The sequence below is a fragment of the Bradyrhizobium guangxiense genome (assembly GCF_004114915.1).
Taxonomy (GTDB): Bacteria; Pseudomonadota; Alphaproteobacteria; order Rhizobiales; family Xanthobacteraceae; genus Bradyrhizobium; species Bradyrhizobium guangxiense.
In genome coordinates this window covers 6735045-6760193 of sequence record NZ_CP022219.1, presented here as the reverse complement: position 1 = coordinate 6760193, position 25149 = coordinate 6735045, and the positions used below count along the sequence as shown (strand labels likewise).

Below are 25149 nucleotides of genomic sequence, written 5' to 3'. Positions count from 1 at the left end.
CTGGTCTCGTACCTGGACTTGCAACCTATACCCGGTAGGGGTATATAGACCCCATGCGCAAGGACATCAAGGCATCTGTCGGAAAACGTCTCGGCCGGATCGAGGGCCAGGTTCGCGGCCTCTCGAAAATGGTAGAGGAAGACCGCTACTGCATCGACATCGTCACGCAGATCTCGGCGGTGCGCGCCGCGTTGCGGCGGGTCGAGGAGGAAATCCTGAAGGACCACGTCGCCCATTGCGTCGAGCACGCCATCGCGAGCGGCGACAAGACCGACCAGCGCGCGAAGATCGCGGAGCTGATGGCGGTGATCGGTCGGGCGGAGCGGTAGCGCGCGCTCTCTCCACCCTCATTGCGAGGAGCTCCTGCGACGAAGCAATCCAGACTGTCACCGCGGTAACAGTCTGGATTGCTTCGCGGAGCCTGTCATCGGGCCGCGCTTCGCGCGGACCCGTTGGCTCGCAATTGTCGATGTTCAATAATTCGCTGATTGGATCGCGGTGGTCTTGGTAGCGGCGAAGGCCTTGGGGGTTTGTCCTGCCAAGGCCTGATGGGGTCTGTGGTTGTTGTAGTAGACGAGGTACTCGAACAGTTCCTTGGCGAAGTGGTCGAGGTTGTCGAAGGTCGCGCCGTCGATAACGTCGTCATCGAGGGTCCGCCAGAACCGTTCGACCTTGCCGTTGGTCTGCGGCCGATAGGGCCTGGTGTAGCGGTGTTTGATGCCGAGCTCGAGCAGCATGGCCTCGAATGGATGCTCGCCCGGCCTGGTGCGGGCGGCGAACTCGGCGCCGTTGTCGGATAGGATCTCCTGGAAGACGAGCCCATAGGTGACGTTGAGGGTGTTGATCATCTTCAGGGTCTTGAACATGACCGGCAGCGCCTTCTTGGATGTCAGGACCTCTGCCCAGGCCAGCCGCGAGCAGCTGTCGATCAGGCTGATGATGTAGGCCGTGACCGGGGGGGGGCGCGAGGAACATATCGCGCGGCAATTGATGCAGATCGACGTGGCCCAGCTCTCCGAGCTTGTCCTTGATAATACGGCGTTTCTCCTCACGCATCGCCGGCGTACGGCGGTTCAGGCGATAGCGTTTCAGCACCCGGTAGATCGTGATCGGCGAAGGTACCGTGTCGTGCGTTTCGCGCAAGACGGCATGAATCTCATAACGGTTCATCCCCCGCTTGCGATGGGCGACGATCTCCGTCTCGATCCCTTCCGGCTCGCGTCGTCCCCGCCATTTCGGCCCGCGCCGCCGCGGCAGCAGGTCCGCTTCCTCGCCGCTCTGCAGATAGCGATTGTAATACTTGCGGAACGTCTGCGAGCAGGTCCCGTGGTGCCGGTAAAAGTCGCCGACCCGCTCGAACAGCGGCGATCGGCCAGCCTTCACCGCCTCATACTCCGAAATCAGAAAACGCCACTTGTGCAGATAGTTGCGTTCAACCGTTCGGTCATAGCTGTTGTCTCGCATCGGATCGTTCCTTCTCTGGAGCGATCCAATCAGCGAATTAGTGAACATGCACAGCAATGACGGTGGAGAGGACGCGCAGTATCTCCTCTGGCGTCGTCCTGGCGAAAGCCAGCACCCGTACCGCGGAGTCTATCGATAACGCTCGGCAGGCGTACCGAGCGAGGAGTCTTCGCCAAACGGCTGCTTGGGGTAATGGGTCCTGGCTTTCGCCAGGGCGACGATGGGCGACGTGACTTAAGTCGCGATCTCCCGCGCCCGCGCGCGGTGCATCGTGAGTTCGCTCAGCTGCACGAAATGCTCGCAGAACGTTGCGCTCATCCCCACAGCCTGCGCACTCACTTCTTCAGCCGGAACTTCAGCCGACGCCTCTTGGTCAATCGCTTCAGGAACGAGCGGCGGCGCACGGAGCGTTTCTGGAAACACACTGAACGTGCCCGCCACCTCCTCGAGCGGCTTCTGCTTGTCGGCCCAGTGCAGGGCGGTGTAGTCGAACCCGTGCACGATGGTGGGTTTGACGACCTCGAAATAGGGCGAGATGTCGAAATCGCGGGGCATGTAGAGGGAGGAATCGCGGATGTGCAGGATCTCGCGGCGCGCAGCGCGGCTGCCGGCCTTGGTGATCTTCGGCAGGATCGGATAGCGCACTGCGTCGAAGGCCTGCGCGATCAGCGCCGAGCAGATGATCTTGGTCGGATCCCCCGAGCCGATCGCGATCATGCGCCGGCGCCAGCGCTGCGGGACCGGCAACGGGAACAGGTAGCGCATGAGATCGATGATGTTCTTGGTGTCGTAGCCGAAGCCGATGCGGTTGATCGCATAGCGGCAGACCGTGGTACGGTCCTCGTAGGACAGCCCGACCGGGCGGCAGAGGCGGGGATGATACGGGAAATATTTCGACAGCGGCGCCGAGGTGACGCCTTCGCCGATATTGGCCTCGATCAGCACGTGCGGTTCGCCGTCGGGCTCCGCGGCGCCCTCGACCGGGCCGACATAGAGCGCGGCATGCGACCAGGTCGACTGCGTCAGATATTTGATGATGCCGGAGATACGGTTGTTGCCTTCGACCAGCAGCACGTCGCCGGGCTCGATGACGCCGCGCAGGTGCTCGGGGTCGCTCGGCGTGAACGGCTCGTAGCCCGGCACCTCCTTGGAGAGGTACGCGGCAATCAGCTTGCCGACCGAATCTAGGACCGTCCCCATTTCAAACTCCCCCCACGGCCTTTTCCGGCCGTCTTTTTCCTTTCTCTATCATGGTCGAAACGTCTTGCAATTCGGTTCATCAGTTCGTGAGGTCAAGCACGATTGATTCACCATGATGGTTGCCGTGCAACATCAGATGCGGCAAGGTTCGCTGACTGTTCCCCTCTGCCGCAAGCCCCCGGAAACCATGTCATGACAATCACACGCCGCGGTTTCCTTATCGCGTCGGCGGCTGTCGCCGCGGTGCCGGCCCCGCGCGCAAACGCTGCCAACGTGCCGCGCGAGGCCGACATCGTCGTGATCGGCGCGGGGGCCGCGGGAATTGCCGCGGCGCGGCGCATCATGGCGACCGGCCGCAAGGTCGTCGTGTTGGAAGCGGCGTCCCAGATCGGCGGCCGCTGTCTCACCGACAGCACGACTTTCGACACCCCGTTCGACCGCGGTGCGCGCTGGATGCACAATCCCGACACCAATCCGATGATCCGGCTGGCGCGCAGCGTCGGGCTCGACGTGCTGCCCGCGCCCTCGGGGCAGAAGATGCGCATCGGCCGCCGCAACGCACGCGCGGGCGAGACCGAGCAGTTTCTGGCGGCGCTGGTGCGCGCCAACCGCGCCATCGACGAGGCCGCGCGCGCCAAGCTGGATACCTCTTGCGCGTCGGTGCTGCCGAAGGATCTCGGTGACTGGGCGGGCGCGGCCGAGTTCATGCTGGGTGCGAGCTTTGCCGGCAAGGACCTGAAAGACCTGTCCGCGATCGACAAAGGGCGCGCGCAGGACCGCAACGCGGCGATCGCCTGCCGTCAGGGCCTCGGCACGCTGATTGCGAAACTGGGCGAGCAGGCGCCGGTGGTGCTCTCGACGCCGGCGAGCCGCATCGCCTGGAGCAACCGCGACGTCAGCGTGGAGACGCCAGCCGGCAAGATCGCCGCGCGTGCCGCCATCGTCACGGTCTCGACCAACGTGCTGACATCAGGCGCGATCAAGTTCGCCCCCGACATTCCCAAGCGCACGCTGGATGCGGCCGCCAAGCTCAGCCTCGGCAGCTACGATCGCATCATGCTGCAATTGCCGGGTAATCCGCTCGGCCTGTCGCGCGACGATATCCTCATCGAGCAGAGCAACTCGACGCGCACGGCGCTGATGTTCGCCAATATCGGCGGCTCCTCGCTCTGCTCCATCGACGTCTGCGGCGCGTTCGGCCGCGATCTTTCCGATCAGGGCGAGAAGGCGATGGCTGCCTTTGCCCGGGAATGGATCACCAAGCTGTTCGGCAGCGAGGCCGCTTCCGCCGTGCAGAAGACCAGCGCCACGCGCTGGAACGCCTCGCCCTACGTGATGGGCGCGATGTCGGCGGCTTCACCGGGCGGCCAGCTTTCGCGAAAGGCCTTGGCGGAACCGATCGGCAACATGTTCCTCGCCGGCGAAGCCACCCATGAGACGCTGTGGGGCACCGTCGACGGCGCCTGGGAAAGCGGCGAACGCGCCGCGGACGCCGCCCTGCGCAAGATCGGCGCGCTCAAGGACGAGCCCGCCGACGTGCCGACGCAGTCGACGAAGAGGCGTAGGACGCCGCGGCAGTAGGGCAACTGAGGAGATTGTCAGCGCAACACGCTGTCCAACGCCGGCAATCCAAAAATCACCGCCATTGCGATCAGCGCATAGCAAATGCCGCGAAATACCTTCTCGCTGGCGCGGCCGAACAGCGAGGCGCCGAACGCGACGCCGATCGCATAGACAGGGCCGACGATCAGCGACAGCACCAGCGATTCGCGGCTGATCAGGCCCGTGGTCGCATAGCTGATCATCGAGAAGAAATCCGACGCGCCGAAGAACAGAACGATGTTGGCGCGCGCGACGATCGGCGCGATGGGGCGGCCGAGCCAGTAGCCGACGATCGGCGGCCCGCCGGTCTGCGCGAGGCCGCTGCAGAAGCCGGAGAGGCCGCCGATGCCGACCGAGAGCCAGGCATGGTCCTTGCCGCGATAGCGCCAGCCCGACAGCAGCAGGAGCAGCAGCGCGGCGACGAAGCCGGAGATGATCCAGCGGGTGGTGACGGGTTCGAGCACGCTGAGGAAATAGGTGCCGAGTGGAACGCCGACCAGCGCACCCAGCACGATCACGGCGGTGGCTTTGCGATCGGCCTTGCGCCAGGCGTCGGGCAGCAGCGGTGCGGCTGCGATGAAATCGATCACGAGCAGCAGGGCCGCGACCAGCCGCGGCGCCGCCACGCTGCTCGCGAGCGGCATGAAGATCAGCGCCGAGCCGAAGCCGGAGAAGCCGCGCGCGGTGCCGGAAACGAACGCGACGGCGCAGAGCGCCAGCGCAACGGTGAGGCTGACATCCTTCGGAAGAAGATCCGCAAGCGTCATGCTTTATTTCTGGAGTATGATGTGGTCCGAAACCCGCTTCGCACTTTTCTGCATCATGCTCTCAGCGTGCCGCCGGTCTTCTTCGTCACCTCGGCCACGATCTTGGCGGCCACGGCCTCGATCTCCTGGTCGGTCAGCGTCTTCTCGCGCGGCTGGATCGTCACCGCGATCGCGATCGACTTCTTGCCGTCGTCGATGCCCTTGCCTTCGTAGACGTCGAAGACGTTGACGCCGGTGATCAGCTTCTTGTCCACACCGAGCGCGGCACGCACGATATCGCCGGCCTTCACGGCGCGATCGACGATGAAGGCGAAGTCGCGCGACACCGGCTGGAAGGCCGACAGCTCGATCACTGGCTTGGCGCGGGTCGGCTTCTTCTTCGCTTCGGGGATGCGGTCGAGGATCACTTCGAACACCACCAGCGGGCCGTCGGCGCCGAGCGCCTCGAGCGCTCTGGGGTGCACTTCGCCGAAAGTGCCGAGCACGTTCTGCGGCCCGATCTGGATGGTGCCGGAGCGGCCGGGATGCAGCCAGCCCGGCCCGCCGGCGACGATCTGCAGCGCCTGCATCGGCGCGCCGGCCGCGGCCAGAACGGCCAGCGCATCGGCCTTGGCGTCGAACACATCGGCTTTCGCCGAACCGGTCCAGTGCCGTCCGAGACCTTCCGACGAGGCAAAACCGCGGCGCACGCCGCTCGCGGCCATGAATTGATCCTGCGGGCGATCGCCCCTGAAGACCTGGCCAACCTCGAACAGCGCGACATCGCTCGCGCCGCGATTGGCGTTGGTTTGAGCTGCCGCGATCAGGCCCGCGAGCAGCGTCGGCCGCATGTCTGAGAGATCCGAAGCGATCGGGTTGGCGACCTCGAGCTCGCGCTGGCCGCCGCCGAACAGCCTTGCCGCCGACTTCGTGATGAACGACCAGGTCACCGCCTCGATCATGCCGCGGCTCGCGAGCGCGCGCCTGGCGCGGCGGGGGCGCAGCTGAAGCGACGTCAGCACCGGTTTGCGCGCGTCCTCGCCGCGCTCGAACGGCGTCATCGGCACCTTGTCGACGCCGAAGATGCGGACGATCTCCTCGACGATGTCGGCCTTGCCATGCACGTCGGAGCGCCACGAGGGCACGGCCACCTTCACGACCGGGCCCGGGCCCGCCATCATGAAGCCGAGATGGGTCAGGATGCGTTTCATCTCTGGCTGCGGCACCTCGATGCCGGAGAGACGCTTGACTTCGGTGACCGGGAATTCGATCACGCGGTCGTCGCCGAAGGATTTGCCGACCACGACCGTCTCGGACGGCGTGCCGCCGCACATCTCCATCACCAGCTTGGTCGCGAGCTCCAGCCCCGGCACCATGAAGGCCGGATCGACGCCGCGCTCGAAGCGGTAGCGCGCGTCCGAATTGATGCCGAGCTTGCGGCCGGTCTGGGCGATGTTGATCTCGTTCCACAGCGCCGATTCGATCAGCACATCGGTGGTCCCGTCGTCGCAGCCCGAGGCCTCGCCGCCCATGATGCCGGCCAGCGATTCGACGCCGTGCTCGTCGGCGATCACGCAAATGGCGGGATCGAGATCGTAGGTGCGGCCGTCGAGCGCGAGCAGGCTCTCGCCTTCGCGCGCGCGGCGCACGACCAGATTGCCCTTCACCTTCTTGGCGTCGAACACGTGCAGCGGCCGCGCGCGGTCGTAGGTCATGAAATTGGTGATGTCGACCAGCGCGTTGATCGGACGCAGCCCGATCGCGGTGAGCCGCTTCTGCAGCCATTCCGGCGACGGCCCATTCTTGACGCCGCGCACGAGGCGAAGCGCGAAGCCCGGACAGAGCGCGGCGTCCTCGACCGTGACCTTCACCGGGCACGGGAATTCGCCCTTGATCGGCTTGATGGTGGGGTCCTTGAACTTGCCCATGTCGGCCGCGGCGAGGTCGCGCGCGATACCGTGCACGCCGGTGCAGTCTTGCCGGTTCGGCGTCAAATTGATCTCGACCACGGGATCGCCGAGCGCAGCCCATTCGGCATAGCCGGCGCCGATTGGCGCGTCCGCCGGCAATTCCATGATGCCGTCATGGTCGTTGGAGATCTGCAGCTCGGCTGCCGAACACAACATGCCGCGGCTCTCGACGCCGCGGATGGTGCCGACGCCGAGCGTGATGTCCTTGCCGGGAATATAGGTCCCGGGCGGCGAGAACACGCTGACGAGCCCCGCGCGCGCATTCGGCGCGCCGCACACGACCTGCACCGGCGCCCCGCCGTCGCCGGTATCGACCATGCAGACGCGCAGGCGGTCCGCATTCGGGTGCTGCTCGGCCGAGATCACCTTCGCAATGGTGAAGGGCTTCAGCGCCTTCGCCTTGTCCTCGATGTTCTCGACCTCGAGCCCGATCATGGTGAGCTTGTCGGCGAGCTTGTCGAGCGGCTCGTCGGTCTCGAGATGATCCTTCAGCCAGGAGAGGGTGAATTTCATGGCTGTTTGCCTCGGCTCTTGTCGGTTGAATTGCTTTGGTCGGTGTCAATGTTCCCTCCCCCCTTGTGGGGGAGGGTCAGGGAGGGGGGTAAGCCGCGGGCTCCGGCGGAAGCTGCCTGGCGGATCGCCTCAACAACCCCCTCGAGATTCGACATCACCTGCTCATTGGTGAAGCGCAGAATCTGAAAGCCTTCGGCTGCGAAGAAAGCGTCGCGACGCTGATCTTTCTTCTGACGTTCGTCGAAATCATGGGATTCTCCATCTAGCTCAATGATGAGCTTTGAGGAGAAGCACGCGAAATCAGCGATGTAATTTCCGATCGGAGTCTGACGTCGGATGCCGACACCATCCATGCGATTGGCCTTCAGGTAGCGCCACAGCAGTGTTTCGGCACGCGTCATCGCTCGGCGAAGCTGTTTCGCCCGGCTGCGCTGACGCTCGCTTACAACTGCGTGCGGCATCCGCGGCTACCCCCCTCCCTGACCCTCCCCCACAAGGGGGGAGGGAACGGAGAGAGCTTTCGTGTGGCCGTTCACGTGCTCAATCCTCCCGCCAGCGTCGGCACCTCCAGCGGCTTGAAGCCGTAGTGAGACAGCCAGCGGACGTCGCTCTCGAACAGCTGGCGCAGGTCGGCGATGCCGTATTTCAGCATGGCGATGCGGTCGATGCCCATGCCCCAGGCGAATCCCTGGTACTCGTCGGGATCGATGCCGCAGGCGCGCAGCACGTTGGGATGCACCATGCCGCAGCCGAGGATCTCCAGCCAGTCCTCGCCCTCGCCGAAGCGGATCTCGCCCTTGTCGCGGCGGCACTGGATGTCGACTTCCAGCGACGGCTCGGTGAACGGGAAGAACGAGGGGCGGAAGCGCATGTTGATGTGGTCGACCTCGAAGAACGCCTTGCAGAACTCGTGCAGGATCCATTTGAGGTGGCCGAGATGCGAGTGCTTGTCGATGACGAGGCCTTCGACCTGGTGGAATTGCGGCGTGTGGGTCGCGTCCGAATCGATGCGATAGGTGCGGCCCGGGCAGATCACGCGGATCGGCGGCTCCTGGCTCAGCATGGTGCGCACCTGCACCGGCGAGGTGTGGGTTCGCAGCAGCATGCGCGAGCCGTCCTCCTTCGGATGGAAGAAGAATGTGTCGTGCATCTCGCGCGCGGGATGGCCTTCCGGGAAGTTCAGCTTGGTGAAGTTGTAGTCGTCGGTCTCGATGTCGGGGCCTTCGGCGACCGAGAATCCCATGTCGGCGAAGATCGTGGTCAGCTCGTCCCAGACCTGGCTCAGCGGATGGATGCGGCCGGTGTCAGTCGGTGCATCGCGCAGCGGCAGCGTGACGTCGATGGTCTCGGAGGCGAGCCGCGCATCGAGCGCCGCCGACTTCAGCACGTCGCGCCGTGCGGCGAGCGCCTGGGTGACCTCGTCCTTGGCCTGGTTGATCGCCGCGCCCTGCGTCTTGCGCTCGTCGGGCGACATCTTGCCGAGCGTTGCGAGCAGCGCGGAGATCGAGCCCTTCTTGCCGAGGGCTGCGACACGCACGGCTTCGAGCGCGGCCTCGTCGGCGGCGGCAGCGATGTCGGCGATGATCTGGGCCTGGAGCTGAGCTAGATCGGTCATGGCAATCCCTTTTGGCCAGGATGCTGAGCCGATGATCCTAGCCCGTTACGTCCGGCCCAAAAGCGCGAAGCGCGTCTTCGCGTCAGATGCGCCGGGCTTCCACGTCGGAGAAGTATTTGCGCGAGTGACGACGGCCGGGGCAGTGAGGCGAGACGCGCCTCTGCCCGGGCCATCACAAGCTGAATGCTGCGCAGAGCACAGCGGAGGACGGCTTACGCCGCCAGCGCGGCCTCAGCCGTATTACGCGGCAAGGGCGGCCTTGGCCTTCTCGGCGATCGCCTGGAACGCGGCGGGCTCGTGGATCGCGAGATCCGACAGCACCTTGCGGTCCACGGTGATGCCCGACTTGGCGAGGCCGTCGATAAATCGGCTGTAGGTCAGGCCGAACGGACGAACGGCGGCGTTGAGACGCTGGATCCAGAGCGCGCGGAAGGTGCGCTTGCGACGCTTGCGGTCGCGGAAGGCGTATTGCTGGGCCTTCTCCACAGCCGGCTTGGCGGCGCGAATGGTGTTCTTGCGGCGGCCGTAGAAGCCCTTGGCGGCCTTGTAGACTTTCTTGTGCTTGGCGTGGGCGGTCACACCGCGTTTGACGCGAGACATGACAAATATCCTTCAGAGATGACTTTGGTTTCGGATCGCCGCGCGAATGCGGCGCGAGATGGCAGTGATCGTGGACGCGATCAGGCGTTCGGCAAGAAGTACTTCTTGACGTTGTCGCCGTCGGTCTTGAACAGCACGCGGGTGCCGCGGAGCTGACGGATCTGCTTCTTCGTCCGCTTGATCATGCCGTGACGCTTGCCGCGCTGGGCGTGCATCACTTTGCCGGTGGCAGTCACCTTGAAGCGCTTTTTAGCGCCCGATTTGGTCTTCAGCTTGGGCATTTGGCTCTCCTAATGGCCACAGAGATCCGCCCGCGAAGGCGGCTGGCCGTCAAAAATGCTCGTCTAGAGCGTTGATTGTGCTCAGGTTTTTGCGAACAAGCGCGAAACCCGCACGAAACACCGCCACGGCAGCCCTTAATCAGCCGGGCGATGAAGGCTGGGCTTATGACAGAGGACGGGCGAATTGGCAACGATGAACCGCCGAAACCTGCCCGCCGACTATTGGAGGTTGCTAACCTCATGTCCAAGTCTTGCGGTCCAACTCTTGCTGCCCAAGTCTTGTTGCCCAAGCCTTGTCGTACAAGCCTTGTCGTACAAGCCTTGTCGTACAAGCCTTGTCGCCTGAAGCAGGTCCAAAATGGCCCATTTTCCGCAATGTCTCTCTTCGCTTTTCGCCCATCCGCGCCATTTGGCGCTGTTCGCCGTGCTCGCCACGGCCGCGCTGCCGTCAACGGCCGACGCCCGCGCCGGCGGCTATGACGGCGTCTGGAACGTCACCTTCGCCACCACCCGCGGCAATTGCAGCTCGGGCTACAGTGTTCCCTTCACCGTGACAGGCAGCCGGGTCTCGTCGGCCGGCGGCGGCCGGGTCTCTGGCAGGGTCAACCGCTCCGGCACTGTGGCTGTCCAGGTCTCGGTCGGCGCCTCCCATGCCAGCGGTGGCGGCCGGCTCGCCGGCGTGAACGGCGCCGGGGCGTGGAGGGGCATCATCTCCGGCGACCAGTGCAGCGGCACCTGGCAGGCGACGCGGACCTGACACGCAAACGGCCCGCCGGAGATCCGGACGGGCCGTTGAACTCTTGAAGTCCTAACGAGCTGCTGTCAGCGCGGCGCCAGCACCATGACGACCTGGCGACCTTCGAACCGCGCGTCCTGCTCGACCTTGGCGAGCTCGGCGACGTCGGTCTTGATCTTGTCCAAAAGCTTGGTGCCGATCTCCTGATGCGCCATTTCGCGGCCGCGATAGCGCAGCGTGATCTTGACCTTGTCGCCCTCTTCGAAGAACCGCTGCATCGCGCGCATCTTCACGTCGTAATCGTGATCGTCGATCATCGGACGGAGCTTGATCTCCTTGATCTCGACGGTCTTCTGGCGCTTGCGGGCTTCCGCGGCTTTCTTCTGAGCGGAATACTTGTACTTCCCGTAGTCCATGATCTTGCAGACGGGAGGGCTGGTATTCGGCGAAATCTCGACCAGATCCATGCCAGCTTCCTGCGCCATGCGGATGGCGACGACGGTCTCGACCGTACCTTTGTTGTCACCGGTCTGGTCGATCAGCTGGATCTGCGCATTGCGGATATCATCATTGATGCGCGGCCCGTCTTTGCTGGCAGCGGGCGGAGCTTTATTAGGACGGCGAATGGGTGGTTCTCCAAAGTTGTGAAAGAAGCGGCTATTTTGAAGGAAGATGCGTTTGCCGGCAAGCAAGTCGCTGGTGCGAGGCGCGAAAAACCCTCAAATGCGAGGCATTTTAGTCACGGCCCTCGGCACGCTGACCGACATAGACACCTTGCCTCTGTTCCGCAAGCGTCCCAAAGGACCAATACCGATGCCGGTCGTGCTTTCGGAACAGGTCCGGACAGCTCAAACCGCACAGCCAGAGTAAACGTTCCATGACCGATGTAATTCCCGATGCCGCGCTTGAGTTCATCGATGTGGGCGAGGGGCCGTCCGCACGCAGGATCGCGGTACGCCGCCGCCCCGGAAAAGGCCCCGGCCTGGTCTGGCTGGGCGGATTCAAGTCGGACATGCAGGGCGGCAAGGCCATGGCGCTGGATGCCTGGGCCCATGAGCGCGGCCGCGCCGTGGTCCGGTTCGACTATTCCGGCCACGGCGAATCCAGTGGCGATTTCGCCCAGGGAACCATCGGCAGCTGGCTTGAGGATAGTGTCGCCGTGTTCGAGCGCTTCTGCGACGGCCCGCAAATCCTGATCGGCTCCTCCATGGGGGGCTGGATGGCGCTGCTGCTCGCGCGCGAGATCAAGAATCGTGCCGGCAAAGCCTCGCTCGCGGGCCTGGTGCTGATCGCGCCGGCGCCCGATTTCACCGAAGAGCTGATGTGGAAGAATTTCTCGCCCGCGGTGAAGAAGGAGATCGAGACGAAGGGTTTCTGGCTGCGTCCGTCGGAATATGGCGACGGCACGCCCTATCCGATCACGCGGAACCTGATCGAGGAAGGGCGCAACCACCTCGTGCTCGGCAGCGCCATCGATCTCGGCTGTCCCGTCCGCATCCTGCAAGGCGCGCAGGATCCCGATGTGCCGTGGCAGCACGCCTTCGCGCTGACGCATCGTCTGCCGGCCGACGATGTCGTGCTGACCATGATCCAGGACGGCGACCACCGCCTCTCCCGCCCTCAGGACATCGCGCGCATTCTTGCCGCGGTGGCCGAGATCGGGTGAAACTGCTGCCCAACATTCGGTGTCATCGCCCGACTCGATCGGGCGATCCAGTATTCCAGGCCGTGGTTTTAGATCGAGAGGCCGCGGCGTACTGGATGCCCCGGTCAAGCCGGGGCATGACGGAGAATGGGGATGGAGAAGCGCCAATGACCACCACCGCCATGCTGCGCGCCTTCTGTGATGCGGTCGAGCAGCGCAACGGCAAAGCCTTCGCCGAGCTGTTCACCGAGGACGGCGTCTATCACGACGTGTTCTACGGCGTCTTCGAAGGTCACGAGAACATCGCGGCGATGATCGACGACTGGTTCTATCGCACGGCGACCGATTTCCGCTGGGACATGCACGATCCCGTCACCGACGGCACCACGCTCTATGCGCGCTACACCTTCAGCTACAAATCAACCCTGCCGGAAGCAGGCGGCGCGCGGGCGATGTTCGAGGGTGTCGCGATCATGACGCTAAAGGGCGGCAGGATCGCGAGCTATCGCGAGGTCGCCAACACCGCGCCGGCGTTCGTCGACCTGAAATTCGCGCCGGAACGGATCGCGAAGATCGTCGCCAAGCAGGGCGCGGAATTGAAGGCGCGGCCGGAGATGAAGCGGCATCTGGATTAGGTCGTCATTCCGGGGCGCGCGTAGCGCAAACCCGGAATCCATTTTACCTCTTGGCCTGCGGACCGATGGATTCCGGGTCTGCGCCTGACGGCGCACCCTGGAATGACGACCGGCGAGAGGCGCGCGCTCCTACCGCTTCGACGGATTCAGCATCGGCTTGCGCTGTGCAAGCGCTGCGACCGTCGCGGTGCCGATCGGGCCCGCTTCGTCATAGAGCCAGCATTCGCCGATCGCGACGCCGTCGGTGGCGTGATGATTCACCACCTCGAAGCCGATCCACTCCGTGACCGGCAGGCGGTGCAGGTAGATCGTCACGTCGCTGTTGATGTAGCCGAGCCCCTTGTCGCCGGCATTGGCGAACGGGCTGGCGAAATCGGCGCCGGTGGCGACGTGGACGAATGGCGTCATCGGGGCGCCCGCGACCAGCTCGCGCACCTCGCTCATCCAAAGCCGACGCGGACCGAGCGAGCCCATATGGCCGACGATGGGGCGCGTCGTCCATTTGCCGTGCATGCCGAGCCTGGGATCGGTCGGCTTGGGAATGTCGGCCGGCTTTGGCGCATCCCAGTTCGGTGGTGACCAGACATTGCCATCGGGATTCTGCGTCTTGCGCAGCAGCTGGCAGGAGGCGCGCGCCATGCTGACGCCGCCGGAGACGAATTCCGCCTCGACCACGCGGATGCGCAGACCGTCGCGCACGAGCCGCGTCGTCACCTGAATTGGCTTGTCGATGGTCGGCAGCCGAAACATGTCGACGGTGAGCCGCGCCGGCACGAAGTCGGGACCGGAATGGCGCTCCTCGATGGCAAAGCCGAGCAGGCCGACGATGACGCGACCGTGCAGCGAGTTCGGATCCCATGGGCCGTTGGCCACTTCCGTCGGATGGAATGTATCGCCGTCGCGCGTGAAGAAAGGCATGTTTGTCATGACGCGCGACTTTGCGGGAACGGGTGGGGAAATCAAGGTCCACGATCCTCATGGTGAGGAGGCGCGAAGCGCCGTCTCGAACCATGCAGGCCCCGCTGCGGCAGCTCGGCCTCGATCCTTCGAGACGCCGCTGCGCGGCTCCTCAGGATGAGGGGCCAGCAGTGCTTTCTGCCTGCCACTCCTCACAAACGCTCTCGTCGTGCTCGAGTCCGAGAGCGTGCAGCCTCATCACCGCAAACTCGTTCCGCTCCACCAACTGCCCCAGCGCCCACACCGCCGCCCCGCGCACCAGCGGGCTTGTGTCACCGAGTAATCGACGCGCCTCGTCGGCCAGCGCCACATCATCCGAGTTACCGATCGCAATCAGCACGTTGCGCAAGAACCGGTCGCGGCCGATGCGCTTGACCGGAGATTTCGTGAACAGCGCACGGAACGCGGCGTCGTCCAGCCGTGCGAGCTCGGCGAGCGAAGGCGCGCGCAGTTCGTCACGCGCGGCGAGCTTGGCTTCGCGGCCCTGCTGCGCGAACTTGTTCCAGGGACACGCCGCGAGGCAATCGTCGCAGCCATAGATGCGATTGCCGATGGCCTTGCGAAACTCGCGCGGGATCGGTCCCTTGTTCTCGATGGTGAGATAGGAGATGCAGCGCCGTGCATCGAGCTTGTAGGGCGCGGGGAATGCCGCGGTCGGGCAGATGTCGAGACAGGCCCGGCATGAGCCGCAATGGTCGATCTCGGCGGCGTCGCGCGGCAGCTCCAGCGTGGTGTAGATCGCGCCGAAAAACAGCCACGAGCCGAACTCGCGCGAGACGAGGTTGGTGTGCTTGCCCTGCCAGCCGAGACCCGCGGTCTGTGCCAGCGGCTTTTCCATCACCGCCGCAGTGTCGACGAACACCTTCACGTCCGACGGCGCGGTCGCGACCAGCCAGCGCGCCAGCGCCTTCAGCCGCTTCTTGATGAGGTCGTGATAATCGTCGCCCTGCGCATAGACCGAGATCGCAGCGTGCGTGCGCTCTTCGAGAATTGCGAGCGGATCGGAGTCGGGGCCGTAATTGACGCCGAGCATGATCACGCTGCGCACGTCGGCCCACAGTCCGCGCGGATCGACGCGACGCTCCGGCTGCGCGCCCAGCCAATCCATGTCGCCATGGCCGCCGGAGGCGATGAATTCGAGGAAATGTTTTCCGGCGGTCTCGATCGTGCCGGGCGCAGTGATGCCGATGCAGTCGAAGCCGAGCGCGCGCGCTTCGCGCGCAAGCGCCGCCTTCAGTTCAGTCGGATCGGAGCTCAGAAATCCAGGTCCACGTAAGTCCGCGACGCCGGCACGCCGGCCAGCCATTCGCTCAGCAGCGGACGGAACGACGGGCGGGATTTCACCCGCGCGTACCACGCCTTTGCTGCGTCGTCCTCGCTCCATGGCACGTCGCCCAGATAGTCGATCGCCGAGAGATGCGCCGCGGCGGCGAGATCCGCGTAAGTGAGCCGGTCGCCGGCGAGGAAATTGCGCGTCTGCGCCAGCCAGCCGATATAGGCCAGATGATAGCGCACATTGGCCTTGGCGGCGCGCATCACGTCGGCCGAAGGCGCTCCGCCGCCGTTCTCCTCGCTCATGAAGCGCTTGTAGATGCGCTCGGTGACGAGGGGATGCGAGACCTCCTCGAAGAACTTTTCGTTGAACCAGGCCATCAGCCGGCGCACCTCGACGCGCTCGGCAACCGTCTCCGGCATCAGGCGCTTCACGCCCATCCCGGAGCCATAGGCCTCGTCGACATATTCGGCGATGATGGCCGCGCCCGGGATCGGCGGCTGCTCGTCGTCCACCATGACAGGCGTCGTGCCCGCCGCGTTGAGCAGCAGAAACGCCTCGCGCCGTTCCCAGCTGCGCTCCTCGACCAGCTTGAGGTCGAGCCCGTATTCGCCCGCGATCAGGCGGATGAAACGCGAATGCGGACAGAACGGATGATGAAACAGCGTAAACATGAAGCCTTTGACTATTTGATGGTGCTTAAGAATCCATCAATGTTTGTGCGGCGCCACACTAGTCCTTCAAAACCGCGAGGCAAGGGCGTGATTTCGCATTTTGCGATTGCGGCATGGGGGCGAATAGGCGAGAACGGCCCCGCTTTTCAAGCCGAAATGGACCGTAAATATGTCAGACGCAATACGGGCAGTGATCCTCGGCATCATCGAGGGTGTGACCGAGTTCCTTCCCGTATCCTCGACCGGCCATCTGCTGCTCGCGGAGCGCTTCTTCCATCTCGGCGAAGGCGCCTTCTGGGATTCGTTTACAGTTCTGATCCAGTTGGGCGCCATCCTCGCGATCGTCGGGCTCTACTTCAGGAAGCTCTGGGATGTCGTGATCGGCTTCTTCACCGGCGATGCCTATTCGCGCCGGTTCGTGATTGGCGTGCTGGTGGCGTTCCTGCCGGCCGTGGTCGTCGGTCTCGTCGCCGGCAAGTACATCAAGAGCGTGCTGTTCAATCCATGGGTCGTCTGCTTCACGCTGATCGTCGGCGGCGCCATCCTGCTCTGGGTCGACAAGCTCGATCTCAAGCCGCACGAGCATGACGCTACCAGGTTTCCGCTGCTGATGTATCTCTATATCGGCATCGCGCAGTGCGTGGCGATGATCCCGGGCGTGTCGCGCTCCGGCGCCAGCATCGTCGCCGCGATGCTGCTTGGGGCCGACAAGCGCGCGGCGGCGGAGTTCTCGTTCTTCCTCGCCATCCCCACCATGATCGGCGCGTTCGCCTACGACTTCTACAAGAACCGCGCCGAGATGACGATGGACCACATGGGCATCGTCGCGATCGGCTTCGTCGTGTCGTTCATCACCGCGATCATTGTGGTGAAGACGTTCCTGACCTACGTCCCCCGCCACGGCTTCGTGGTGTTCGCCTGGTGGCGCGTCATCGTCGGCACGCTCGGCCTGATCGCGCTGGCATTGGGGAGGTAAGCTTCAAGACCCTCGACACGGCGCTGAATTCTGCGCTGTGACCGCGGCGGCAGTCTGCTCACCCGGCACGAGGTGCCGCCCTCTTCCGCAAGCGGGAGAGGTCAGAGAGACCGCGGGTGAGGAAGCTTCTTACGCGCTCTTGCGCTGGAACTGGCCGGCGGCGCGGAAACGCCAGAGATATTGCGGGGCGATCGCTTCCAGCGAGTCGGCCTGAATGCCGAGCCCTTCCAGCGTCAGCCCGGCCGCCTTGGCCGCCTCCGACACGACATTGTCGCGCTCGAGCAGCGTGACCTGGTCCGGCGTCAGCTTGAACGCGCCCGGCGCGAATTGCAGGAAGGCGGCCTTGAAGCGGGCGAGGCCGAACGGCAGCGGCACCAGCATCCGCTCGCGGTCGGTGATCTCGAGGATGGCCTCGATGATCTCGCGCATGGTCAGCACTTCCGGCCCGCCGAGCTCGTACGTCGCGCCCGCCTTGGCCTTGCCATCGACGGCGTCCGCGATCGCGGTGGCGACGTCGCCGACATAGACCGGCTGCATCTTCGTCTCGCCCCCGATCAACGGCAGCACCGGCGAGATCCGGGCCAGCGCGGCAAAGCGGTTGGTGAACTGGTCCTCGGGGCCGAACATCACGGAGGGGCGGAAGATCGTGGCCGAGGGCACCGCTGCCAGGACGGCCGCTTCGCCGGCCGCCTTGGCCCTGGCATAGCGCGAGGGCGATTCGGCATCGGCGCCGATCGCCGAGACATGCACCAGCTCGGCTGCGGCTGCGGCCGCCGCCTTGGCGACCGTCTCGGCGCCCCGGGCCTGAACGGCGTCGAAGGTCTGCTCGCCGCCCTCGGCGAGAATGCCGACCAGATTGATCACGACATGCGAATCACGCAGCGCCGCCTCGACCGAGGCCGGATAGCGCAGATTCGCCTGTACGGTGTGGACCTGCCCGACCCGGCCAAGCGGCTGCAGGAAGCCGGCCAGTTCCGGCCGCCGGACCGCGACCCGGACCCGGTAATCGCGCTTGCACAGGGCGCGGACCACGCTGCGGCCCAAAAACCCCGATCCGCCGAAAACCGTGACCAGCGTGTCCAGATTCGATGCCATGGGAGCCATTCCTGCGGAAAAGAGTGCGTCTTGTCAGGCTTGTATCGGGCCGGTTTGCGATGCGCAATCGGCATCCCGAACCGGCCTTCAAGCATGAATTGACAACGGCGTCACCGAACCGTAGTAACCGCCTCCGTGCCCCAAACGGCATGCCCAGGTGGTGGAATTGGTAGACGCGCTGGCTTCAGGTGCCAGTGGCTTAACGGCCGTGAAGGTTCGAGTCCTTTCCTGGGCACCATTTTGCGGAATTCGGACGCAAGATCAGGCTGCTTCCGATCGGAGATAGCGGGCGCGCGATCCTAAGTCGCCGTCGTGACGGTCCCCCGGTACGCCAAGTCGGCCCACTCGTCCTCACACCACCCTCTTCCCCGTCCGCTCGGCCACCGCCTTCTGCACGAAATACATCGCGACCAGCGTGACGATCGTCGTGGTCACCACGACGTAGCCGATCCGGTCGAAATGGATCAGTGCACCGTCAGGCGCCTGCACGATGATCGCGCCAGCGAGCACGGAACCCAGCCCTCCGGAGAGCTGCTGCAGCGAGGCGCTGACCGCGCTGAACGAGCCGCGCTGGTCGGGATCGGGGATCGCGGACATCAGCGCCGTCGAGGGGATCATGCGCGAGAAGATGCCGATGAACATCAGCACGTTGACGAGGATCGCGGTCGCCAGCGAGACGTGACCGAGATTTGTGTAGATCAGCACCATGACCACCGTCATCACGCAGCCGAACACGAAGGTCGGGAACTTGCCGAAGGAATCGCTCGCTCTTCCGACCAGCGGTCCGGTGACGATGCTGAACAGGCCGGAGACGAGATAGATCGTCGGCAGATGCGTGATGTCGATGCCGAGATTGTGCACGGTGTAGGCGCTGGAGAACGGCATCAGCATGTAGCCGCCGGTCGCCAGCAGCGTCGTGACCAGGAACGCCAGCGTGTAACGCGGCTGCGCCACGGTCGCGATCAGATGATGGAATGGATTCCTGTCCTGCTTCAGCTTCAGATGCGCATCGACCGGCTCCATGGCGAAGGCGATGACGGCGATCGCGGCGATCGACACGACGACAATCGCGACGAAGCAGAGGTGCCAGCTCCAGTGATTGGCGAGGAACAGCCCGGCCGGAATGCCCAGCACCTGGCTCGCGGCGAATGCGGTCTGGATGTAACCCATCACGCGGCCGCGCAGCTGCAGCGGAAACAAGTCGGTGACGATGGCGAGCACCACCGAGCCGATCACGCCGCCGAACAATCCGGTGACGATCCGCCCCAGCAGCAGCACGTGGTAGTTCGGCGCCGCGGCGCACAGCATGGTACCGAGCGTGAAGCCGACATAGAAGAACAGCAGCAGGCGCTTGCGGTCGAAGCGGTCGGCAAAGCCGGCGGCCAGCACGCCCGAAATGCCCGCGCTGAATGCATAGGCCGACACTGCGACGCCGAATTGCCCCGCCGTGATGCCGAGTGCGGGCATCAGGATGGCGCCGAGCGGCGACATGATGATGAAGTCGAGGATGATCGTGAACTGCGTGAACGCGAGCAGCGCGATGAGGAGCGCTTGATAGCGCGAGAAGCCGCGTTGCTGGTCCCGTCGGTCGTCGATCGGCGCGGCGAGCGTCTGTTCGGTCATTGGCACCTGATTCATGGTGGGGGCAGGGAGCAGGCAAGACTGGCAGATGGGGTCGGCCGGGACGATGTCCACGGGACGCAGGGCACAGATTGCGCTGAATTGCGAAGCCCCCGCCGGGCTGTGGGATCCCGGCAACAGCCCGCCGGCCGGGCGCCGTCCGCCCCTCGCGCGCAACCTTGCTTGCGCGCCCCGCCGGCAATGGCTACACCGCGGGCAATCCGAATTCGTTATTGTGCCGACGTGACCGATTCGACCCGAGGTTTTGACACGCCATGACCGTACGCCTGCATCGCGGCGACCTGCCCGACCTGTCCCGCTACACCGGAGCGGTGGCGATCGACACCGAGACCATGGGGCTCAACCCGCACCGTGACCGGCTCTGCGTGGTGCAGCTCTCGCCCGGCGACGGCAGCGCCGACGTGGTGCAGATCCCCAAGGGCCATACCGACGCGCCGAACCTGAAGGCCCTGCTGGGCAATCCTGCCATCACAAAAATCTTCCACTTCGCGCGGTTTGACGTCGCGGTGCTGTACCAGACCTTCGGCGTCATGACCGGGCCGATCTATTGCACCAAGATTGCCTCGCGCCTGACCCGCACCTACACCGACCGGCATGGCTTGAAGGACCTGGTGCGCGAGGTGCTCAATGTCGACCTTTCCAAGCAGCAGCAGTCCAGCGACTGGGGTTCCGACAGCCTGACCGAGCCGCAGCTCGCCTACGCCGCCTCCGACGTGCTGCATCTGCATGCCTTGCGCGAGCGGCTCGATGCCATGCTGGTCCGGGAAGGCCGCGCGGCGCTGGCAAAGGCCTGTTTCGACTTCCTGCCGACCCGTGCCCTGCTCGACCTCCAGGGCTGGGCGGAAGAGGACATTTTCGCGCATTCCTGAGCCCTTGGTCGCCGGCGAGACTTCGGGCTGCGCCCCGTTTCGGACACTTTCCTGCGGCCTGTCCAAGGCTGATACCTCCAAGCCTGATATGTCCAAGGCTGCATATCGGGGCGGTGACGGGTACAATGGGGCGCCCTGCAACCCGGCTTGGCGAGCGACACCTCAGGAGCTCAGGTGAATTCGGCCCACAATCCCACCTACGACGCCGCGCTTGCGGCGAAGTTTGCCAGCGCGGCGCGCCACAGCCGCCTGGTGCGGATTCTGCGGGTCTCGGTCCCGGCGACGGTGGTCGTGGCCATGGCCGTGATCATCTACATCGCCTTCTTCAACAAGTTCAGGATTCCGGAGCTGCCGCTCACCGTCGAGAACATGGTGGTGTCGGGCACCAAGATCACGATGGAATCGCCGCATCTGTCCGGCTTCACCCCGGATCAGCGGCCCTACGAGCTCTGGGCCAAGACCGCGACGCAGGACATCACCGATCCCGATCACGTCGACCTCAAGGACCTGCGCGCGAAAGTGCTGATGGAGGATCAATCCACCCTGCTGCTCGATGCCCGCACCGGCCGCTTCGACAACAAGCAGCAGCAGCTCGACCTGCACAAGGATATCTTCCTGCGCACCTCGACCGGCTACGAGGCGCGACTGAACTCGGCCTTCGTCGACATGGCCAAGGGCACGGTCTCCTCGGACGAGCGTGTCGACGTCAAGCTGACCAACGGCACGCTGACCGCGGACCGCTTGCGCATCACCGAAGGCGGCGACGTCATCCGCTTTGAAGGCAATGTGGTGATGCATCTGGACAAGCTGGACGACCCCGCGGTCGCACAGCCCGTGCCGGTCGAGCCTGCGCCGCCGGCGGCGAAGACACGTACGCCTCAGAACAGGTCTGCCAACTCAAGATGATTTTCATGACCAAGATCCTTTCGCGCAGCGACGATCCGCGGTGCGCCATCGTCGGCGCGGCTGCACTTGCAGTCGGCATCGCGCTGGTCGCTGGCGGTGCGGCCATGGCGCAGAGCGCGATGCAGGGCGTGCCCAACGCGATGCAGGGCTTTTCGCAGACCCGCGACCAGCCGATCCAGATCGAGGCCGCCGCGCTCGAGATGCACGACAAGAAGAAGGAGGCGACCTTCTCCGGCAACGTGAAGGTCGTGCAGGGCGACACCACCATGACCTCGAAGACGCTGGTGGTGTTCTACGAGTCCGGCGGCGACAAGCCGTCCACACCGCAGCCAGCGGCGAAGGGCGCGAAATCGGCGCCGATGCAATCGGCGCAGCCGGGTCCGGGCGGCAGTTCCTCGATCAAACGGCTCGAGGCGCGCGGCAATGTCGTGGTCACCCAGAAGGACCAGGTGGTGACGGGCGAGACCGCCGTGTTCGACACCAAGACCAATCTCATCACCATGCTCGGCGGCCCGGGCCCGGTGGTCCTGACGCAGTGCAAGAACGTGATGCGCGGTGACCGGCTGACGGTCGACATGACGACCGGGGTGTCCCGCGTGGAATCCGACACCGGCCGGGTTCAGGTCCTGCTGCCGCAGGGCGCCGGCAATGATTGCGGCCAGGGCGGACCAGGCGGCAAGTCCGGCGGGGCGCCGCCGCTGCAACTGCCTGGCGCAAGTAAACCGAAATAAATTCAACGGCTTGGTTCGGACGCCGCCGAACCGAGGTTGAAGCTTGGCCGGCGAGACTGTATCTAGCGCACAGGGCTTTCGAAGCGGGGTTCGCCGCTTTTCGGGCGTGTTTCACTGGGCATGAGACATCCCTTCACTCATGCTGCGTCGGCGAATCGAAAGGCCGGTGCGGTAGATCACGCGAATTCGCGAAAGAATCGTCGCGAAAGGCTAGAAGGCGGGGATGGTCGATCTCTTCAGCATGTTCCGTCGGCGCCCCGCCAAGCGCGGCCGGCCAGGATTTGCCCGTCAGGACATCACCGCGCTCGGTGACAGCGTCGGGGGACTCGTGACCAGCCCGATCCGGGACGCGCCGCCGATGGCCCGTGACCGCGCGATGCGTGCGCCCGATCAGTTCCAGGGTGACTATCAAGCCGACTATCAGGCAGAGCCGCGCCCGCAGGCCGTTCACCCCTTGCGGAACACCGCCAAATCCAATGGCATAGGCGGGCCGCAGCTGTTGAAGCGGCCGGGCTTCCTGGCTGTGCATAGCGTGGAAAAGGCCTTCGGCAGTCGCCAGGTGGTGCGCGGCGTCAGCATCTATGTGCGACGCGGCGAAGCGGTCGGCCTGCTCGGCCCGAACGGCGCCGGCAAGACCACCGTGTTCTACATGATCACCGGCCTGATCAAGGCCGATCGCGGCGCGATCGAGCTCGACGGCCACGACGTCACCAGGCTCCCGATGTATCAGCGCGCACGGCTCGGCATCGGCTACCTGCCGCAGGAAGCCTCGATTTTCCGCGGCCTCACCGTCGAGCAGAACATCCGCGCCGTGCTCGAAGTGGTCGAGCCCTCGCGCAAGAAGCGCGAGCAGCAGCTCGATTCCCTGCTCGATGAATTCAACATCACGCGGCTGCGCAAATCGCCGTCGATCGCGCTGTCCGGCGGCGAGCGGCGCCGCGTCGAGATCGCGCGTGCGCTGGCGACGCGTCCGAACTACATGCTGCTCGACGAGCCCTTCGCCGGCATCGACCCGATCGCGGTCGGCGACATTCAGGACCTCGTCCGCCATCTCACCAATCGCGGCATCGGCGTGCTCATCACCGACCACAATGTGCGCGAGACGCTCGGCCTCACCGATCGCGCCTATATCGTCTATGCCGGTGAAATCTTGACCGAGGGGAGCCCGGATGAGATCGTGGCCGATCCGGACGTGCGCCGCCTTTACCTTGGCGAGGAATTCCGCCTCTAGCCCGTTTTTGCGTTTCGTCAAGGCGTGTACATCGGGCTCGGACTAGGATAAGCAAAAATCGGACCAATTTTTGGGAACGGTTCTTGCTTCATGGCACTCACGCAGAGATTAGAGTTCCGGCAGTCGCAGTCGCTGGTGATGACGCCGCAGCTGATGCAGGCGATCAAGCTGCTGCAATTGTCCAATCTCGATCTCACGACGTTCGTGGAAGAGGAGCTGGAACGTAACCCCCTGCTGGAACGGGCCAGCGACGAGGGTCCGGCGGAAGCCTCGGCCGAAGCGGGCCAGTTCGCTGATCGCGACGAATCCGGCGGCCAGGGCGGCGATGACGGCTTTGGCGGCAGCGCGGAAGGCTTCGAGCCGGGCCAGGAAGAATGGATGAGCAAGGATCTCGGCACCCGCGCCGAGATCGAGCAGACCCTGGACACGGGCCTCGACAACGTCTTCTCCGAGGACCCCGCCGAGGCCGCGGCACGCAACGCACAGGACGCAGCGCCGACCACCTATACCGAATGGGGCGGCGGCGCCTCGGGTGACGAAGACTACAATCTCGAAGCTTTTGTCGCGGCCGAGACAACGCTGTCGGACCATCTCGCCGAGCAGCTCGCGGTGGCCTTCACCGCGCCGGCGCAGCGCATGATCGGCCAGTACCTGATCGATCTCGTCGACGAGGCCGGCTATCTGCCGGGCGATCTCGGCCAGGCCGCCGAACGGCTTTGCGCATCGCAGGCCGACGTCGAGGACGTTCTCGCCGTGCTGCAAAAGTTCGATCCGCCCGGCGTCTGCGCGCGCAATCTGAGTGAGTGCCTGGCGATCCAGCTCCGCGAGCTCGACCGCTACGACCCCGCGATGCAGGCGCTCGTCGAACATCTCGACCTGCTCGCCAAGCGCGACATCGCCGCTCTGCGCAAGATCTGCGGCGTCGACGACGAGGACATCGCCGACATGATCGGCGAGATCCGCCGCCTCAATCCCAAGCCCGGCATGAAGTTCGGCTCGGCACGTTTGCAGACCATGGTGCCCGACGTCTATGTCCGCCCGGGTCCCGACGGCGGTTGGCATGTCGAGCTCAACAGCGACACCTTGCCGCGCGTGCTGGTCAACCAGACCTACTATTCCGAGCTGTCGAAGAAGGTCGGCAAGGACGGCGACAAGTCCTATTTCACCGACGCGCTGCAGAACGCGACCTGGCTGGTGCGCGCGCTCGACCAGCGCGCCCGCACCATCCTGAAGGTTGCAACCGAGATCGTGCGCCAGCAGGACGGCTTCTTCACCCACGGCGTGGCGCATTTGCGGCCGCTCAACCTGAAAGCCGTCGCCGACGCCATCCAGATGCATGAATCCACGGTGTCGCGCGTCACCGCCAACAAGTACATGGCGACCAATCGCGGCACGTTTGAATTGAAATATTTCTTCACGGCCTCGATCGCCTCGGCCGACGGGGGCGAAGCGCATTCGGCCGAAGCCGTGCGCCACCACATCAAGCAGCTGATCGATTCCGAAGAGCCAACGGCGATCCTGTCGGACGACACCATCGTGGAACGCTTGCGCGCCTCGGGCATTGATATTGCCCGCCGCACGGTCGCGAAGTACCGCGAAGCCATGCGCATTCCTTCCTCGGTGCAACGCCGCCGCGACAAGCAGAGCGCTCTTGGTAACGTCCTCTCCACCGCATTGTCCGATCGTTCCCGCAACACCGAACCGGCCTGATTGCGCCGGCGCGAAATCGCGCTACTCTCGGCTCCCCGTTGCGACCGGTCCAAGCTAGGCAAGCAAACCAAGCGAGGCA

Annotated in this window: 26 protein-coding genes and 1 tRNA gene; 13 read left to right on the top strand and 14 right to left on the bottom strand. The window is 64.7% G+C overall.

All coding sequences use genetic code 11. The features are described 5' to 3' along the window. Window positions 1-53 precede the first annotated feature (53 nt). Complete coding sequence (locus tag X268_RS32345; protein WP_128928703.1) at window positions 54-329, top strand: metal-sensitive transcriptional regulator; 276 nt, start codon at window positions 54-56, stop codon at window positions 327-329. A gap of 144 nt (window positions 330-473) precedes the next feature. On the opposite strand, the gene X268_RS32340 is transcribed toward X268_RS32345, so the two are convergent. After that, window positions 474-1052, bottom strand: a complete 579-nt coding sequence (locus X268_RS32340; protein WP_128928702.1) for an integrase core domain-containing protein — start codon at window positions 1050-1052, stop codon at window positions 474-476. Here X268_RS32340 and X268_RS39705 point away from each other — a divergent pair. After that, a complete protein-coding gene (locus X268_RS39705) occupies window positions 991-1524 on the top strand; it encodes a hypothetical protein (RefSeq protein WP_164937439.1) in 534 nt (177 codons plus the stop codon). The genes X268_RS32340 and X268_RS39705 overlap by 62 nt on opposite strands. Before the next feature lie 174 nt (window positions 1525-1698). Here X268_RS39705 and X268_RS32335 read toward each other — a convergent pair whose 3' ends face one another. Further along, entirely contained in the window at window positions 1699-2664 is a 966-nt protein-coding gene (locus tag X268_RS32335; RefSeq protein ID WP_128928701.1) for a YiiX/YebB-like N1pC/P60 family cysteine hydrolase, read from the bottom strand. Between the two features lie 192 nt (window positions 2665-2856). On the opposite strand from X268_RS32335, the gene X268_RS32330 reads away from it, so the two are divergent. Beyond that, complete coding sequence (locus X268_RS32330; RefSeq protein ID WP_128928700.1) at window positions 2857-4245, top strand: flavin monoamine oxidase family protein; 1389 nt, start codon at window positions 2857-2859, stop codon at window positions 4243-4245. 17 nt (window positions 4246-4262) lie between these two features. Here the strand turns inward: X268_RS32330 and X268_RS32325 are convergent, their stop codons facing one another. The 6 genes from X268_RS32325 to rpmI all read right to left on the bottom strand — a co-directional run bounded on the left by X268_RS32325 (window position 4263) and on the right by rpmI (window position 9991). Then, on the bottom strand, window positions 4263-5033 hold the full coding sequence (locus tag X268_RS32325; protein ID WP_128928699.1) for a sulfite exporter TauE/SafE family protein: 771 nt from the start codon (window positions 5031-5033) through the stop codon (window positions 4263-4265). A gap of 53 nt (window positions 5034-5086) precedes the next feature. Next, window positions 5087-7495: a phenylalanine--tRNA ligase subunit beta gene (pheT, locus tag X268_RS32320; RefSeq protein WP_128928698.1), complete on the bottom strand. Its 2409-nt coding sequence runs from the start codon at window positions 7493-7495 to the stop codon at window positions 5087-5089. Beyond that, window positions 7492-7956 carry an endonuclease domain-containing protein gene (locus tag X268_RS32315; RefSeq protein ID WP_128928697.1) on the bottom strand — a complete coding sequence of 155 codons (465 nt, stop codon included), beginning with the start codon at window positions 7954-7956 and terminating at the stop codon, window positions 7492-7494. The genes pheT and X268_RS32315 overlap by 4 nt, the downstream gene beginning before the upstream one ends. 71 nt (window positions 7957-8027) lie before the next feature. Continuing rightward, window positions 8028-9110 carry a phenylalanine--tRNA ligase subunit alpha gene (gene pheS, locus X268_RS32310; RefSeq protein WP_128928696.1) on the bottom strand — a complete coding sequence of 361 codons (1083 nt, stop codon included), beginning with the start codon at window positions 9108-9110 and terminating at the stop codon, window positions 8028-8030. 240 nt (window positions 9111-9350) lie between these two features. Continuing rightward, window positions 9351-9710 (bottom strand): 50S ribosomal protein L20, encoded by a 360-nt coding sequence (rplT, locus tag X268_RS32305; RefSeq protein WP_128928695.1) that lies wholly within the window; start codon window positions 9708-9710, stop codon window positions 9351-9353. A gap of 80 nt (window positions 9711-9790) precedes the next feature. Then, a complete protein-coding gene (gene rpmI / locus X268_RS32300; RefSeq protein WP_008539890.1) occupies window positions 9791-9991 on the bottom strand; it encodes a 50S ribosomal protein L35 in 201 nt (66 codons plus the stop codon). A gap of 358 nt (window positions 9992-10349) precedes the next feature. On the opposite strand from rpmI, the gene X268_RS32295 reads away from it, so the two are divergent. Further along, a complete protein-coding gene (locus X268_RS32295; protein WP_128928694.1) occupies window positions 10350-10748 on the top strand; it encodes a hypothetical protein in 399 nt (132 codons plus the stop codon). 65 nt (window positions 10749-10813) lie between these two features. On the opposite strand, the gene infC is transcribed toward X268_RS32295, so the two are convergent. Continuing rightward, complete coding sequence (gene infC, locus X268_RS32290) at window positions 10814-11353, bottom strand: translation initiation factor IF-3 (protein ID WP_080134054.1); 540 nt, start codon at window positions 11351-11353, stop codon at window positions 10814-10816. Between the two features lie 251 nt (window positions 11354-11604). On the opposite strand from infC, the gene X268_RS32285 reads away from it, so the two are divergent. Both X268_RS32285 and X268_RS32280 read left to right on the top strand, forming a co-directional pair. Next, complete coding sequence (locus tag X268_RS32285) at window positions 11605-12393, top strand: alpha/beta hydrolase (RefSeq protein WP_128928693.1); 789 nt, start codon at window positions 11605-11607, stop codon at window positions 12391-12393. Window positions 12394-12539: 146 nt separating this feature from the next. Further along, on the top strand, window positions 12540-13007 hold the full coding sequence (locus tag X268_RS32280; protein WP_128928692.1) for a nuclear transport factor 2 family protein: 468 nt from the start codon (window positions 12540-12542) through the stop codon (window positions 13005-13007). Window positions 13008-13136: 129 nt separating this feature from the next. Here X268_RS32280 and X268_RS32275 read toward each other — a convergent pair whose 3' ends face one another. From X268_RS32275 to X268_RS32265, 3 genes are all read right to left on the bottom strand, one after another. After that, a complete protein-coding gene (locus X268_RS32275; protein WP_128928691.1) occupies window positions 13137-13934 on the bottom strand; it encodes a thioesterase family protein in 798 nt (265 codons plus the stop codon). A gap of 142 nt (window positions 13935-14076) precedes the next feature. Further along, on the bottom strand, window positions 14077-15270 hold the full coding sequence (queG, locus tag X268_RS32270) for a tRNA epoxyqueuosine(34) reductase QueG (RefSeq protein ID WP_128928690.1): 1194 nt from the start codon (window positions 15268-15270) through the stop codon (window positions 14077-14079). After that, complete coding sequence (locus X268_RS32265; protein ID WP_128928689.1) at window positions 15219-15911, bottom strand: glutathione S-transferase family protein; 693 nt, start codon at window positions 15909-15911, stop codon at window positions 15219-15221. The genes queG and X268_RS32265 overlap by 52 nt, the downstream gene beginning before the upstream one ends. Before the next feature lie 169 nt (window positions 15912-16080). Here X268_RS32265 and X268_RS32260 point away from each other — a divergent pair, with 169 nt between their 5' ends. After that, on the top strand, window positions 16081-16887 hold the full coding sequence (locus X268_RS32260) for an undecaprenyl-diphosphate phosphatase (protein WP_128928688.1): 807 nt from the start codon (window positions 16081-16083) through the stop codon (window positions 16885-16887). 129 nt (window positions 16888-17016) lie between these two features. Here X268_RS32260 and X268_RS32255 read toward each other — a convergent pair whose 3' ends face one another. Next, a complete protein-coding gene (locus X268_RS32255; RefSeq protein WP_128928687.1) occupies window positions 17017-17982 on the bottom strand; it encodes a complex I NDUFA9 subunit family protein in 966 nt (321 codons plus the stop codon). Between the two features lie 151 nt (window positions 17983-18133). On the opposite strand from X268_RS32255, the gene X268_RS32250 reads away from it, so the two are divergent. Next, a tRNA-Leu gene (locus X268_RS32250) sits at window positions 18134-18220 on the top strand. 113 nt (window positions 18221-18333) lie between these two features. Here X268_RS32250 and X268_RS32245 read toward each other — a convergent pair. Then, window positions 18334-19605 (bottom strand): MFS transporter, encoded by a 1272-nt coding sequence (locus X268_RS32245; RefSeq protein ID WP_128928686.1) that lies wholly within the window; start codon window positions 19603-19605, stop codon window positions 18334-18336. Between the two features lie 272 nt (window positions 19606-19877). Here X268_RS32245 and X268_RS32240 point away from each other — a divergent pair, with 272 nt between their 5' ends. The 5 genes from X268_RS32240 to rpoN all read left to right on the top strand — a co-directional run bounded on the left by X268_RS32240 (window position 19878) and on the right by rpoN (window position 25070). After that, window positions 19878-20492, top strand: a complete 615-nt coding sequence (locus tag X268_RS32240) for a ribonuclease D (protein ID WP_128928685.1) — start codon at window positions 19878-19880, stop codon at window positions 20490-20492. Between the two features lie 174 nt (window positions 20493-20666). Next, window positions 20667-21398 (top strand): LPS export ABC transporter periplasmic protein LptC, encoded by a 732-nt coding sequence (lptC, locus tag X268_RS32235; RefSeq protein WP_128928684.1) that lies wholly within the window; start codon window positions 20667-20669, stop codon window positions 21396-21398. Beyond that, window positions 21395-22129: an LptA/OstA family protein gene (locus tag X268_RS32230; protein WP_128928683.1), complete on the top strand. Its 735-nt coding sequence runs from the start codon at window positions 21395-21397 to the stop codon at window positions 22127-22129. Before lptC ends, X268_RS32230 begins: the two co-directional genes overlap by 4 nt. Before the next feature lie 223 nt (window positions 22130-22352). Further along, entirely contained in the window at window positions 22353-23360 is a 1008-nt protein-coding gene (gene lptB / locus X268_RS32225; RefSeq protein WP_128928682.1) for an LPS export ABC transporter ATP-binding protein, read from the top strand. Between the two features lie 90 nt (window positions 23361-23450). After that, window positions 23451-25070, top strand: a complete 1620-nt coding sequence (gene rpoN / locus X268_RS32220; protein WP_128928681.1) for an RNA polymerase factor sigma-54 — start codon at window positions 23451-23453, stop codon at window positions 25068-25070. The last annotated feature ends 79 nt before the right edge of the window (window positions 25071-25149 follow it).